We start from the raw sequence: 12,170 nt of genomic DNA on the forward strand, positions 1-12,170 counted from the left end.
CTGCTCCGTTGCTACTCAGACCCCATCTAGGGCGTTTTGTGCCGCCGATGGCAAATGGGGACCATGACTGGATGAAAAACCCGCTTCCCGCCGCCGCCTTCTCCGAAGATGAGCAGAAGTGTCTTGCGACGGCGGTTTATTTCGAGGCACGTGGCGAAAGCATCAAGGGCCAGGCTGCAGTCACGCAGGTTATCTTGAACAGGGTTAGAAATCCCGCATATCCGAACTTTATCTGCGACGTGGTTTATCAGAATGCTACGTGGTCCAATAGGTGCCAGTTTTCCTTTGCATGTGATGGCATACCGGATCGGATTGCAGACCGCCGAGCCTACCGTCTCGCGCGCGACATCTCGATGGCCGTCACTGGAGGGAAAATATTTCTTTCTGAGGTCGCATCGTCAACACATTATTATGCAAGCTACGTAAATCAACGTTGGGCACAGACCATGGAAAAGATGACCAAGATCGGCTCTCACCTGTTCTTCCGCACTTATGGCGGAGGCTGGAGTTGACCATGCGCTAAATTCTCAAAACCCTTGTCTTGAAGGCGCAATCGGACCAGTTGCAGCCGGCTGCGTTTTACACTCGCTTGCTCGAAACGCGAGCTCAAATCAATGGCAGAAGGGGCGCTGAAGATCACCCAGGAAATGGGCTTCGATAGCGACAAACGCGAAATGGGTTCGAAAAATCTCTTGGTTCAGGCGGCAATCGACAGGAATCGCGCGCTCGACCAGAAACTGGGACTGACTGTAACACCATCCCTCATCATCGGAACCAATGTCGTCGAAGGAGCGGTCGGAGTCTCCGCACAGCAAGACGAAATCAAGACGGCATGCGACTGCGATGGAGCAGTCTCGTGCTGATGGCGCTTCAAGAGAAGAAATGGCGGCTCAAATGATCGATCGAAAGTCTGGCCTGTCCATGATCGCTGCTGCTGCAATCATGATCGGCTTCGGCCTCGCCTTCTATTTCATGCCTCGCATGATGATAGCAATTGGAGAAATCTCGACCATCGCCGCGGCGCTGTTCGCTGCGGCATTGGTCGGGGCATTCTTCGGTGTCTTCTGGCTCCGCTCTCACTTCCAGCGATGAATGAGTCTTCAGAAAGCGCCTTAAACTGGCAGCGTTGACCGAGACCGGTAATTTCTTCGGGGTCAAGCGCTTCGCTGGGATCGCACGATGTGATCGGTGCTGGCGCTTGCGACCTTAGGTCTGATCGGGTCGTAACGGCTCAGTTTTTCCGTCTTGTACAACTCGTGGTTTGCCAGAAACTGGATCCGGCGGGCCGTGTAGTCCTTGATCGGTCGGAACGCATGGCCGTCCGGGCAGACCCGGCGAAAGAGAGAATAGGTCTCTGCCTCATGGTTCACAACGGCGCTCTGCAGCGTGGACATGGTCTTCTTGCCATCGTTGACGGGGCAATGGCGATTAGACCATCGAAGTTGTCAGGCGCTGCAACGATCAGAAGGGCTTCACAAGACGAAAAAAGGAGTTGAAAGTTGTAGAATACGCTTGAACCTACAGTAACTAGAGGGTGTAGCAAACGTCCAAAATGCAAAAACGCATCGGGCGAGTTACGTGCAACTGACAGCAATTCAGAAATTTTTATGGGTCCTAGTGGGCATCGCAGGACTGACTTTTGTCTGGGGCCTGCTTTGGATGGGCCCCCGATCCGATCAATCTGGATCTTCGCAGGACCCTGCATTCTCTGCTGCATTCGAACTCACTGACCATCAAGGTCAGATCCGGTCCGAGGAGGATTTCGCGGGCCGCTGGATGCTGATCTTCTTTGGCTTCGCGAACTGTCCAGATGTCTGCCCCACGACCCTGGCCGAGGTCGCCGCCGTAATGGACGGGCTGGACGGTGACGCTGATAAGGTACAGCCAATCTTTATTTCGATAGATCCCGAGCGCGATACACCGCAGGCACTTGCCGAATTCGTGCCCCTATTCGATGAACGGATCATCGGACTGACCGGCACGCCCGAACAGATCGCTGCGACGTCCGATACCTTCCCGATCTATTTCGAGCGGATTGATGACGCGAGCGCACCAGACGGCTACACAATGGGGCACTCCTCGCATCTGTTCCTGTTCGACGGCCAGGCAGGCTTTGTCGACTCATGGCCTTATGGCACCACAGCCGAGGAAATCCTCACCGATCTGCGGAAAAGGATGTAAATGCATGACACGGGTTTCCGGCGATACGGCCCTTGGGCTGGCTTGGGCGATAGCGCTCGCCTCCTCCCTCGCGATTCTCTTCATCGGAGAAGTTCTGGGCCAGATGCCTTGCCTCCTGTGCTGGTATCAGCGCGCCTTCATGTTCCCTTTGGCCGTGGTGCTCGGACTTGGCTTCTGGTGGCGGGACCGACGGGTGGGTCGCTATGGTATTGCGCTGGCCATTGGCGGCGCGGTCATTGCGTTCTGGCATGTGGGGCTTTACGCAGGGCTGATTCCCGAACCGATCCAGCCCTGTACCGCCACGGGCCCGTCCTGCACCGACAATAACCAGATCATACTCGGTTTACCCATCCCAGGCCTATCGCTTGTCGCTTTCGCCCTCATAGCATTGTTTTCCGCCCTGTCCCTCAAGGAGACCACCCCATGAACCGCCGCGCCGTGATTCTATCAATTCTTGGCTTAGGCGCCGCTACGTTTGGCGGTGCTGCGTGGTATGTTACCCGCCCCGCGCCCTTCGCCAAGATCGAGGCCCAAACCGAGCCGCCAATGCCGGCCAAACAGCCCGAGGCGCTGATGCGGTCCTACTCGCCCAGCTTCGGGCCGGAGGACGCGCCTGTCACCATAGTGGAGTTCTTCGATCCCGCTTGCGAGGCGTGCCGCTCCTTCGATCCGATCGTCAAGGACATCATGGCCGAGCATGGAGACGCTGTGCGCGTCATTATCCGCTACACGGCGTTCCACGGTGAGGCCTCTGTCGAGGCTATCCGCGTGCTTGAAGCTGCGCGAATGCAGGGCGTCTTTCGCCAGGTTATGGACGCGCTGCTTCGCGAACAGCCAAACTGGGCATCGCATGGCGCACCGGCGCCGGGACTGTTGTTGGACATCGCTGGCAGCGCTGGTCTCGACGTGAATGCCGCCCGGACGCAAATGCTAGCGCCCGGTGTCGTTGCAATCCTTAACCAGGATAGCGCAGATGTCGAAGCCATGGGCGTGCGGCAGACGCCGACATTCTTCGTCAATGGCCGCCTGCTTGATCCGTTTGGCGAGGTGGAATTGCGCAGGCGGGTGGCCGCCGAAGTCGCCGCCACGCAACGTTGAACTGCAGAAGAGAAAGGCAACATTGATGACAAAAGTTTATCTGAGCGCGGTCACCGCGCTTATGCTCGCCGCTGGGTCTGGTGCCCCCGCCGTTGCCGGGTCGAAGGATGTGGTCGTTGAGGGAGCCTGGTCGCGGGCGTCAATCGGCACCAACCGACCGGGTGCGGCCTACATGACAGTCCGCAATGCTGGCGACGAGGCAGTCACGCTTACCGGCATCGAAACCGATCTCGCGATGCGACCAGAAGTGCACCGGACCTCTACCAGCGACCAAGGTGTCAGCTCGATGGCACCCGCAGGCGACATCAGGATCGCACCCGGTGAAACGGTCGCATTGGAACCGGGCGGCTTGCATGCCATGTTGATGATGCTCCAGCGGCCGATGATTGAGGGAGAAGCCTTTGAGTTGACGCTGAGCTTCTCGGATGGCGGTGAAGTATCGGTGGAGGTACCCGTCCTGGGGATGACCGCGCGCGGGCCCAAGGACTGATGCAGCGGCGCAAGTTTCTCCTCTGGGGCGGCGCGGGGATCGGTACGCTCGGTCTGGCACTCGTCGCGGGCTGGTGGCGGGTAGACGGCCCCGGCGCCCCGACGTCCGTCGACCAGCGACCCATGGCATTATCGGACATGGCGTTCCGGCTCACCGACCACCGGGGCAACATGGTAGGACCCGAAACGCTTATTGGTCGCCCCTCGATGGTATTCTTTGGCTTCACCTATTGCCCGGATGTTTGCCCGACGACGCTTTCGGACATAACCAGCTGGCTCGATGGCATGGGCGAGGCCGCAGACCGACTCAACACGGTTTTCATTACCGTGGACCCGGCGCGGGATACCTTGGACGCCATGGCCGAGTATATCGGTTATTTCCATCCGACGGTACGCGGCTGGACGGGACAGCCCGAAGAAATCGCGCGTGCTGCGGAGGGGTTCCGCGTGACGTATGAGCGGGTGCCGACCGATAGCGGCGACTACACGATGAACCACACCGCGAGCGTGTTCCTCTTTGATGCCGCGGGGCGTTATGTGACAAATGTGGACTATCATGAATCGCGCGAAACCGCTTTGCCAAAAATCCGCCGCGCAATGGGTGAGTAGATGTGGATGGCAGGAGACACAGGCACCTCGACATATGCATTGGCCCCTGACCGGATCGCCACGACCACCGTCGAAGACATGGCGGCGACCGCGTGTAGGCAAATTGCCGCACGCCTATTCCAAATATGCTTCGATCCGGCGCGTAATCCGCCGGTAGGCGATCACATAGAGGACAACAAATACGACGAGCAGGGTAAAGCTCGCTACTCCCCAACCGTCTTCAATATAGTCGAGAAGGTGCTCGCCCAAAAGGTAGCCGCCGCCGACAAGCAGCGCGGCCCAGAGCCCTGCAGAAGCCGCATTGAGGAGGGTAAACGTCGTCCATTCCATGGATGTCAGACCTATGGGCAGTGCCCCGATCGTGCGCATCCCTTTAGGATAACGATACGCGAATATGTAAACGCCAGCATATTTTTCAGCAATTGGAACGGTACGCAAAATCCAGTCGCTAAACCTTGGAAACCTGCCGAAGCCGCCAAGGCCGTAACGCCGCGTCAACATGAAACGCGCCTCATCCCCGAGGTAGCCGCCGGCGAAGGCGGACGTCGCGGCGAGTGCGCCGTCGAGAAGCCCGTATCCTGCAGCAGCACCGGCCAAGAACGGAAGCGCCCCACTCTTGAGCGCGCAATAGCCAAAGAGAAGCAGATAGAATTGCAAAGAGTTTTCCGAAATCAGCGCTTGAATATTATCCATAAGTTTTCATCTCTTTGCGTTTTCAAGTCAAAAAGTGGCGTTGCGCGGCGCCTGGTCAACTCGGGGCAACCGATTTTTTCTGCCTCATGCGAAGAGGGAAGCGATGGACATCTAGCGAATCAGTTTGCCTCCGGTATGGCGCTGGCAAACTTCTCCTGGGCGTTCCCTTGCCCTGCCTTAGCGGCGGGCAATGGTCGAACTTATAAAAGTGATACCAAGTTCCAACTGCAGAAGCCCCGCGCTCCTTTCGAGAATCGGTTCGCCCCCGGCAACATCTCCCCACGAAAGGATTCGATGCCATGAAACCAATGACAGCGCTTCTCTCCGTCACACTCGTCATCGCATCCGCAGCTCACGCGCTGGCGGAGGCGACCCCGATCCACGTCCGGAAAACCAATGGCTGCGGCTGCTGCCTTGCCTGGATGGAGCATCTCGAAGACAACCGTTTCGCGCCCACAGGCGAGAACATGGCTGCGGTGCTGCTCGTGCGCTACAAACTGGACAACGGTATACCGCAACGCATGATCTCCTGTCACACGGCTGATGTCGAAGGCTATATCGTCGAGGGTCATGTGCCCGCCGCGGATATTCGTCGACTGCTGGAGGAACGCCCCGATGCGATTGGCCTGGCCGTCCCTGACATGCCCCTCGGCTCTCCCGGCATGGATCAGAGCCGCCGGACGGAAAGCTACGACGTCTTCCTGATCCGCAACGACGGTACCACTGAAGTTTTCGCAAGTTACCCGGGCGAATGACCCGTTTACCCAAGAGAAATACATGGACGTGACGACGCTTTCACCTATTGCTCTGGGCTTTCTCGGAAGCCTTGCGGCGGGGTCTCTCACGGCTGTCGGTGCGATCCCGGCGCTGTTCGGGCGTCTGCCGTCGCGGGCCACGCGGGATCTGTCGCTTGGTTTCGCCGCGGGCGTCATGCTGGCCGCGTCGTTCTTTTCGCTCATCATCCCGGCGCTCGACGCCGCCGAACTGCGTTATGACAACGGCGCTGTCGTACCCGCGCTTGTCTGCGTCGCCATCCTGCTGGGCATGGGTGCGGTCGCATTGATGAACGAGCGCTTGCCGCACGAACATTTCCGCACCGGGCGCGAAGGGCCAGAAGCAGCCTCGCTGCGCCGGGTTTGGCTCTTCATTATCGCAATCACGATCCACAACTTTCCTGAGGGCTTGGCCGTGGGTGTCGGTTTCGGGTCGGGCGGCTACGAAAACGGGCTGCCACTCGCCATCGGAATCGGGTTGCAGAACGCCCCCGAAGGTCTTGCCGTTGCCGTCTCGCTTCTGGGCGAAGGTTACACGAGGCGGGGCGCTTGGGGAATCGCGGCGCTAACCGGCATGGTCGAGCCGGTGGGCGGCCTCATCGGCGCAGGCGTCATCACGCTCTCCGAGCCGCTCCTGCCATGGGGCCTCGCTTTCGCGGCGGGTGCGATGCTCTACGTCATTAGTCATGAGATCATCCCAGAGACGCATCGCAACGGCCATCAGAACAGGGCGACGCTCGGCCTGGCCATCGGGCTCGTGCTCATGCTGTTTCTTGATATCTGGCTGGGGTGAGGCGATACCGATTTACCTCCGATCCACCTTCATAGGACTGAGCGCAGGGGGCATCGCCCTCGGGTTCGATCAGACGACCAAAGCGGTGGCGACGGCAAATGCCGAGACGCTGACAGGTGGTGTGTCGGTCTTTCCCGGCTTCAATCTCGTATTCTTGCGGAACGACGGGGTAAGCTTCGGCATGCTCAGCGGGTCTGTACCAGGGTTGCTGGTCGTGCTCGCGCTGGCAATCTGCTGCTGGCTCATGGCGATACTGTTGCAAACGCGGAACCGTATCGAGGCCGCAGGATGCGGGCTTATCATCGGCGGCGCACTCGGGAATGTGCTTGACCGGCTTCGCCACGGCGCTGTCACGGACTTCCTCGATTTCTATGCGGGCGCCTGGCACTGGCCAGCCTTCAACCTCGCGGACACTTTCATTTTCTGCGGGGTTGCGGCCCTCTGCACCAGCATGTCGAGAGCGAAGCCCTCCTGATATGTGACTTGGCACTTAATGATGAGACTGCCATCCCAACAATCTCATATGTTTAGGTCGACCCTTAATTTGAGTACGAGCACTTAATTTGATAATCAGACTTGGATTTTGTCACTGTATGTGAGATTGACGCTCTTGGATGTTTTCATCGAGAGCCTGCCATGACTGACTTTTTCCCCGCCGAGATAGACGAGGTGATTTGGGACGAAGCGTGCAGACGAGCTGACACGATCCGCGGCTTCCTGAAGCGTAATCCTCAAGGCGCGACGGCCGGAGATGTTGCCGAACTCGCGGTCGAGCTCGGCCTGAGCCGAGCCACTGCATACCGGTTGATCAAACTGTTCCGCGCCGGCGGAACCGTGCTGTCGCTGGTGGATCGCAAACGCGGGCGCCCCGAGGGTCATCGGGCCCTGGACGAGGAGCGAGAAGAGATCATTCGCGCGTCGATAAGCGCATACTACCTGAAGCAGACCCGGCCGACGGTTTCGCAGCTGGTCCGTGACGTGCAAACAAACTGCATGTCGGCGGGGCTCAAGCCACCGCATCGCCGGACGGTAGTGGCCCGCCTTAGGGACATCGACCTCCAGAAGCGCGCCAAGCGCCGCGGCGAACAGAAGATTGTGAAGGCGACAACGCCTGTTCCCGGAGGGTTCGGTGCATCACGCCCCCTGGAAGTCATCCAGATGGACCATACGAAGGCCGACGTCTTCGTCGTCGACGAGGAGACCCGGCAGCCGCTCGGTCGACCTTGGCTGACGCTGGCGATGGACGTCCGCAGCCGCATGGTAACCGGGTTCTATCTCACGATGGAGGCCCCGTCCCGGCTGTCCACCAGCCTGTGTCTGCTGCACTCGGTCTTCGACAAGTCTGCTTGGTTGAGGGAACGCGAGATAGCGGAGCCTTGGCCCGTTGCAGGCCTACCGGCCACTGTTCACGTCGACAACGGCGCCGACTTCCGCAGCCGGGCATTCAAGAGAGGATGCCAGGATGCCGGCATCGCGATCGAGTGGCGGCCGCCGGGTGAGCCACGCTTTGGCGGTCACATTGAGCGGCTTATTGGAACACAAATGGGAAGGCTGCATCTGCTGCCCGGAACAACATTCAGCAACGAACAAGAACTGGGAGAGTACGACCCAAAGCGGCACGCGGCACTGACACTGCGTGAACTTGAGCGGTATATCGCACTCGACATCGTCGGCTCCTATCATCAGTCGATCCACGGCACCCTGGGTCGCCCGCCGATTGCGGTCTGGCGAGAGCACGAGGGAGAGATCCCACTTCGGCTACCTCAGGATCGCATGCGCTTCTGGCTGACTTTCCTGCCTGAGCAGGAGCGAACGTTGCGGCCCACCGGCATTCACCTGTTCGGCCTGCGCTATTGGTCCGCAGCACTCAGCGCCGACGTCGGGCGTTGCGATCGGCGCCTGCTTGTCAAATACGATCCGCGGGATATGGCGCGCGTCTTCGTTCAACGGCCATCGGGAAACTTTGTGGAAGCTCGCTATGCAGATCTGACACTGCCTTCGATCACCCTGCACGAGGCGGTGACCGCCCGACGCACCCTTCTGGCGAAAGGACGCCGTGAAGTCGACACCCGCACTATCGTCCGCACCGCCATCGCACAGCGAGAGTTGGTTGAGGCGGCAACGAAGAAGACGGCGGCGGCACGACGCGGAATCGCTTCGTCGAAATCAAAAGTGGATGATCGGGGATGGGGCTCGCTCCGAGGTGTCGACTCCAGCAAACCTGTACCCTTTGTCGAGGATACAGATTGAGCTGGAGTGAACATGAACGATGAAGTTTCCCACCTGACCGCCGGGGCCGCGGCACTGCTTTCTGAAACGAACGAACGGCGCATTCGAACGATACGATCACGTCGCTGGGTTCTCTACCCTCGCGCCAAGCAGGCGCTCGACCGGCTGAGCGCACTCCTCGACCATCCGCGAGGCACGCGCATGCCTTCGGTCGCGATATACGGCGACAGCGGTATGGGCAAGACCATGATCATGAAGCGCTTCCGGGACGAGCACCCGCCGAGCTTCAATCCACTGACGGGCACGTTGAAGACACCAGTCCTGGCCATGGAGATGACGAGCCGACCAGGCGAGCGACGCTTCTATGCCGAGCTGCTCACCCTTCTCGGCGCGCCTCAGCGGCCTCGTGCAGACATTGCCCAGATGGAACAAGCTGCATTGCGCATCATGGAGGCCATCGGCGTGCAGGTGTTGGTCATCGACGAGCTGCACAACATCCTCGCCGGATCCTATCGCGAGCAGCGCATCGTCCTGAATGCGGATTCCGAAGTTAACCGGCCGGGTATTCCGATTTGAAGCCGGCCGCCATTCCGGAATGAAGCCGGCCACGATTCCGATTAACAACCGGCCACCTTGAAGGCATGAGACACCCCCTGGGTCAGCAACTTTGGCATGACTGTCCTTTTGAACAAAGGAAGCGTGATGCCGGCAAAGAGAAGGCTGACCATGAGACAATTACGACAAATGCTCCGGCTTGCCGGAGACGGGACCAGCACCCGTGAGATTGCACTGACGCTCGGCGTGGCGCGCAGCACCGTTCAGGATAATCTGAAGCGAGCGGCCGCGGCGGGACTGCGCTGGCCGCTTTGCGGTGACCTTACCGACGATGCGATTGAGGACAGGCTGTTTGCACGCGCCGGTGTCAAGCCGGGTTTGCGGCGGCGGCCGGAACCCAGTTGGGCGGACCTGGCGGTGGAACTGCGCAAGCCTGGCGTGACGCTGCTCATCCTGTGGGAGGAGTACCGCGCCGTTCACCCCGGTGGTTACGGCTACAGCCGTTTCTGTGATCTTTTCCGCAGTTTCGAGAAGCGGTTGTCACCGACAATGCGCCAGGATCATGTTGCCGGCGACAAGGTCTTTGTGGACTATTCGGGCAAGAAGATCGCCATCGCCGACCCGCTGACCGGCGAGATCCGCGAGGCGGAGATATTCGTCGCCGTTCTGGGCGCGTCCGGTTTCACCTATGCGCAAGCGACCTGGACGCAGACGTTGCCGGACTGGATCGGCGCGCATGTGCGCATGTTCCGCTTCTTCGGTGGCGTCCCGCGCCTGATCGTGCCCGATAATCTGAAGTCCGGCGTCAACCACGCTTCCTTCTACGATCCGGAGGTCAACCGCAGCTACGCCATGATGGCGTCCCATTATGGCGTCGGCGTGCAGCCGGCCCGGCCGAGACGTCCGAAGGACAAGGCAAAGGTCGAGAACGGGGTCCGTTTCGCCCAGACCTGTATCCTCGGCCGGCTGCGGCGGCAGACTTTTTTCTCGCTTGCCGAGGCGAACGCCGCAATCGCCGGGGCGCTCGATCGCATCAACGATCATGTCATGCGCCGCCTTGGCGTCAGCCGCCGCCATCTTTTCGAAACTGTCGAGAAGCCCGCGCTCTCGGGCCTGCCCGGCGAGGACTACGAATTCGCTGAATGGCGCCTTGCCCGCGTGTCGACGGACTATCATGTCGAGTTCGACCGCTTCTTCTATTCCGTGCCGCACAGCCTCATCCGTCAGCAGGTCGACATCCGCGCGACGCAGAGAACGATCGAGATATTCCACCGCGGCAAGCGCATAGCAATCCATCAGCGCCGCTATGGCGGGCGCCGCTACGGCACGATCCCCGACCATATGCCCAGTTCCCACCGGCGTTATGCCGAATGGACGCCGGACCGCTTCAGTCTGTGGGCCGCTTCCATCGGACCACAGACTGAAGGGCTGATCGTCGCCATCCTGGCAAGCCGGCCGCATCCCGAGCAGGGCTTCAGAACATGTCTGGGAGTGCTCCGGCTTTACCGAGAGCTCCGCCATGACCATGCCGAGGCGGTATCGGCCCGTGCGGTCGAGATCGGCGGGCTCACCTGCAAGAGCATTGCCGCGCTCATTGCCAACCATAAAGCAGCCCGGCCAACCGCAGGTCCCGGCGCCATCATGGATCACGCCAACCTGCGTGGCCCCGGTTACTTCCATTAAGGAGACAAGAGATCATGTTGACCCACCCCACACTGGACCGGCTGAGCGAGCTTGGCCTTCACGGTATGGCCAAGGCCTTCCGGGACCTCGATGCACAGCCGGAAACCCGCGCCCTCGAACATGGCGAATGGCTCGCCATCCTTCTCGAGCATGAAGCGACGCTGCGGCGGCAGAAGCGCTTCGAGGCCCGCGCCCGGGCAGCCCGGCTGCGCCATGCCGCGCAGGTCGAGGATACCGATTTCCGTGCCAAACGCGGTCTCGACCGCACGCTGTTCCTCAATCTCGCCACCTGCGACTGGATACGAAAGCGGCACGGGCTCCTCGTCACCGGTCCAGCCGGCGTCGGCAAGAGCTGGCTCGCCTGCGCTCTGGGCCAAAAGGCCTGCCGGGAGGACTTCTCCGTCGTCTACCACCGTGCGCCAAGGCTCTTCGCCGCACTTGCCCTGGCGCGCGGCGATGGCCGGTACGCCAGGATGCTGAAAGCGCTGGCGAGAACCGATTTGCTCATCCTTGATGACTGGGGCCCCGAAAAGCTCAATGACGATCAGCGACGCGACCTCCTCGAGATCATCGAGGACCGCTATGAGCGCCGCTCGACCATCGTCACCAGCCAGGTCCCCGTCGACCAATGGTATGAAATCATCGGCAATCCCACCATAGCCGATGCCATCCTCGATCGCCTCGTTCACAATGCCTATCGCATCGAATTGACGGGCGAAAGCATGCGAAAAAATCGTACTATCCCGCCCGCTGATACAACGCGCGCTTGACCGGAAGGAAAACCCGAACCAAACATCCACATTGACCCAGGTTCAGCCCCAACGGTGGCCGGCTTCAAATCGGCCTCCCGGCCGGAATGAAATTGGAATGGGTGGCCGCCTTCGTTTCGGAATCCACGGCCGGCTTCATCGGAATTCGCATCCTGAATACGCTCCGCTTCCTCAGCAATCGTCTGCAGATCTCGCTTGTCTGCTTCGGCGTCAACGACGCGCGGGAGGCGATCAGCGGCGACGTTCAGCTTGCGCGCAGGTTTGAGCAGTTCACCTTGAGCCGGTGGGCTGCAAACG

Annotated in this window: 15 protein-coding genes and 3 pseudogenes; 16 read left to right on the forward strand and 2 right to left on the reverse strand. The window is 60.1% G+C overall.

Annotated elements, in window-relative coordinates:
- Positions 1-17 precede the first annotated feature (17 nt).
- The 3 genes and pseudogenes from K7H91_RS23575 to K7H91_RS23585 all read left to right on the forward strand — a co-directional run.
- Positions 18-512, forward strand: a pseudogene (locus K7H91_RS23575) (cell wall hydrolase); the annotation flags it as partial.
- 102 nt (positions 513-614) lie between these two features.
- Complete coding sequence (locus K7H91_RS23580) at positions 615-863, forward strand: hypothetical protein (protein ID WP_230722628.1); 249 nt, start codon at positions 615-617, stop codon at positions 861-863.
- A gap of 19 nt (positions 864-882) precedes the next feature.
- A complete protein-coding gene (locus tag K7H91_RS23585) occupies positions 883-1,092 on the forward strand; it encodes a hypothetical protein (RefSeq protein WP_230722629.1) in 210 nt (69 codons plus the stop codon).
- 62 nt (positions 1,093-1,154) lie between these two features.
- Here K7H91_RS23585 and K7H91_RS23590 read toward each other — a convergent pair whose 3' ends face one another.
- Positions 1,155-1,394 (reverse strand): hypothetical protein, encoded by a 240-nt coding sequence (locus K7H91_RS23590; protein WP_230722630.1) that lies wholly within the window; start codon positions 1,392-1,394, stop codon positions 1,155-1,157.
- 184 nt (positions 1,395-1,578) lie between these two features.
- Between K7H91_RS23590 and K7H91_RS23595 the strand changes: the two genes are divergently transcribed.
- Genes K7H91_RS23595 through K7H91_RS23615 form a run of 5 tightly spaced genes read left to right on the forward strand, consistent with a single transcriptional unit; the run spans position 1,579 to position 4,377 of the window.
- Positions 1,579-2,181 (forward strand): SCO family protein, encoded by a 603-nt coding sequence (locus K7H91_RS23595; protein WP_230722631.1) that lies wholly within the window; start codon positions 1,579-1,581, stop codon positions 2,179-2,181.
- 4 nt (positions 2,182-2,185) lie between these two features.
- Complete coding sequence (locus tag K7H91_RS23600) at positions 2,186-2,608, forward strand: disulfide bond formation protein B (RefSeq protein ID WP_230722632.1); 423 nt, start codon at positions 2,186-2,188, stop codon at positions 2,606-2,608.
- The gene (locus K7H91_RS23605) at positions 2,605-3,279 is read left to right on the forward strand and encodes a DsbA family protein (protein ID WP_230722633.1); all 675 of its coding nucleotides are present in this window, start codon (positions 2,605-2,607) and stop codon (positions 3,277-3,279) included. The genes K7H91_RS23600 and K7H91_RS23605 overlap by 4 nt, the downstream gene beginning before the upstream one ends.
- A gap of 25 nt (positions 3,280-3,304) precedes the next feature.
- On the forward strand, positions 3,305-3,769 hold the full coding sequence (locus tag K7H91_RS23610) for a copper chaperone PCu(A)C (protein ID WP_230722634.1): 465 nt from the start codon (positions 3,305-3,307) through the stop codon (positions 3,767-3,769).
- Positions 3,769-4,377 (forward strand): SCO family protein, encoded by a 609-nt coding sequence (locus K7H91_RS23615; RefSeq protein WP_230722635.1) that lies wholly within the window; start codon positions 3,769-3,771, stop codon positions 4,375-4,377. Before K7H91_RS23610 ends, K7H91_RS23615 begins: the two co-directional genes overlap by 1 nt.
- A gap of 114 nt (positions 4,378-4,491) precedes the next feature.
- Here the strand turns inward: K7H91_RS23615 and K7H91_RS23620 are convergent, their stop codons facing one another.
- Complete coding sequence (locus K7H91_RS23620) at positions 4,492-5,070, reverse strand: DedA family protein (RefSeq protein WP_230722636.1); 579 nt, start codon at positions 5,068-5,070, stop codon at positions 4,492-4,494.
- Positions 5,071-5,369: 299 nt separating this feature from the next.
- On the opposite strand from K7H91_RS23620, the gene K7H91_RS23625 reads away from it, so the two are divergent.
- The 8 genes and pseudogenes from K7H91_RS23625 to K7H91_RS23660 all read left to right on the forward strand — a co-directional run.
- The gene (locus K7H91_RS23625; RefSeq protein ID WP_230722637.1) at positions 5,370-5,825 is read left to right on the forward strand and encodes a DUF411 domain-containing protein; all 456 of its coding nucleotides are present in this window, start codon (positions 5,370-5,372) and stop codon (positions 5,823-5,825) included.
- Between the two features lie 22 nt (positions 5,826-5,847).
- On the forward strand, positions 5,848-6,636 hold the full coding sequence (locus tag K7H91_RS23630) for a ZIP family metal transporter (protein ID WP_230722638.1): 789 nt from the start codon (positions 5,848-5,850) through the stop codon (positions 6,634-6,636).
- Positions 6,617-7,111, forward strand: coding sequence for a signal peptidase II (gene lspA / locus K7H91_RS23635; protein ID WP_419197520.1), 495 nt, complete (start codon positions 6,617-6,619; stop codon positions 7,109-7,111). The genes K7H91_RS23630 and lspA overlap by 20 nt, the downstream gene beginning before the upstream one ends.
- Positions 7,112-7,272: 161 nt before the next feature.
- Positions 7,273-8,886 carry a Mu transposase C-terminal domain-containing protein gene (locus tag K7H91_RS23640; RefSeq protein WP_230722640.1) on the forward strand — a complete coding sequence of 538 codons (1,614 nt, stop codon included), beginning with the start codon at positions 7,273-7,275 and terminating at the stop codon, positions 8,884-8,886.
- A 12-nt stretch (positions 8,887-8,898) separates the two neighbouring features.
- Positions 8,899-9,402: pseudogene (locus tag K7H91_RS23645) on the forward strand (TniB family NTP-binding protein); the annotation flags it as partial.
- A 165-nt stretch (positions 9,403-9,567) separates the two neighbouring features.
- On the forward strand, positions 9,568-11,103 hold the full coding sequence (gene istA / locus K7H91_RS23650; RefSeq protein ID WP_230722642.1) for an IS21 family transposase: 1,536 nt from the start codon (positions 9,568-9,570) through the stop codon (positions 11,101-11,103).
- Between the two features lie 14 nt (positions 11,104-11,117).
- Positions 11,118-11,873 carry an IS21-like element helper ATPase IstB gene (gene istB / locus K7H91_RS23655; RefSeq protein WP_230722643.1) on the forward strand — a complete coding sequence of 252 codons (756 nt, stop codon included), beginning with the start codon at positions 11,118-11,120 and terminating at the stop codon, positions 11,871-11,873.
- Positions 11,874-12,022: 149 nt separating this feature from the next.
- Positions 12,023-12,170, forward strand: a pseudogene (locus K7H91_RS23660) (TniB family NTP-binding protein); the annotation flags it as partial.

It is taken from the genome of Martelella mediterranea (genome assembly GCF_021021415.1).
Taxonomy (GTDB): domain Bacteria; phylum Pseudomonadota; class Alphaproteobacteria; order Rhizobiales; family Rhizobiaceae; genus Martelella; species Martelella mediterranea_C.

Excerpts from the sequence above, each read along its gene's own strand:
- istA (WP_230722642.1), top strand. The coding sequence starts at position 9,568 with ATGCCGGCAAAGAGAAGGCTGACCATGAGACAATTACGACAAATGCTC.
- K7H91_RS23625 (WP_230722637.1), top strand. The coding sequence starts at position 5,370 with ATGAAACCAATGACAGCGCTTCTCTCCGTCACACTCGTCATCGCATCC.
- K7H91_RS23580 (WP_230722628.1), top strand. The coding sequence starts at position 615 with ATGGCAGAAGGGGCGCTGAAGATCACCCAGGAAATGGGCTTCGATAGC.
- K7H91_RS23605 (WP_230722633.1), top strand. The coding sequence starts at position 2,605 with ATGAACCGCCGCGCCGTGATTCTATCAATTCTTGGCTTAGGCGCCGCT.
- K7H91_RS23590 (WP_230722630.1), bottom strand. The coding sequence starts at position 1,394 with ATGTCCACGCTGCAGAGCGCCGTTGTGAACCATGAGGCAGAGACCTAT.
- K7H91_RS23615 (WP_230722635.1), top strand. The coding sequence starts at position 3,769 with ATGCAGCGGCGCAAGTTTCTCCTCTGGGGCGGCGCGGGGATCGGTACG.
- K7H91_RS23610 (WP_230722634.1), top strand. The coding sequence starts at position 3,305 with ATGACAAAAGTTTATCTGAGCGCGGTCACCGCGCTTATGCTCGCCGCT.
- istB (WP_230722643.1), top strand. The coding sequence starts at position 11,118 with ATGTTGACCCACCCCACACTGGACCGGCTGAGCGAGCTTGGCCTTCAC.
- K7H91_RS23600 (WP_230722632.1), top strand. The coding sequence starts at position 2,186 with ATGACACGGGTTTCCGGCGATACGGCCCTTGGGCTGGCTTGGGCGATA.
- K7H91_RS23640 (WP_230722640.1), top strand. The coding sequence starts at position 7,273 with ATGACTGACTTTTTCCCCGCCGAGATAGACGAGGTGATTTGGGACGAA.
- K7H91_RS23630 (WP_230722638.1), top strand. The coding sequence starts at position 5,848 with ATGGACGTGACGACGCTTTCACCTATTGCTCTGGGCTTTCTCGGAAGC.
- K7H91_RS23620 (WP_230722636.1), bottom strand. The coding sequence starts at position 5,070 with ATGGATAATATTCAAGCGCTGATTTCGGAAAACTCTTTGCAATTCTAT.
- K7H91_RS23585 (WP_230722629.1), top strand. The coding sequence starts at position 883 with ATGGCGGCTCAAATGATCGATCGAAAGTCTGGCCTGTCCATGATCGCT.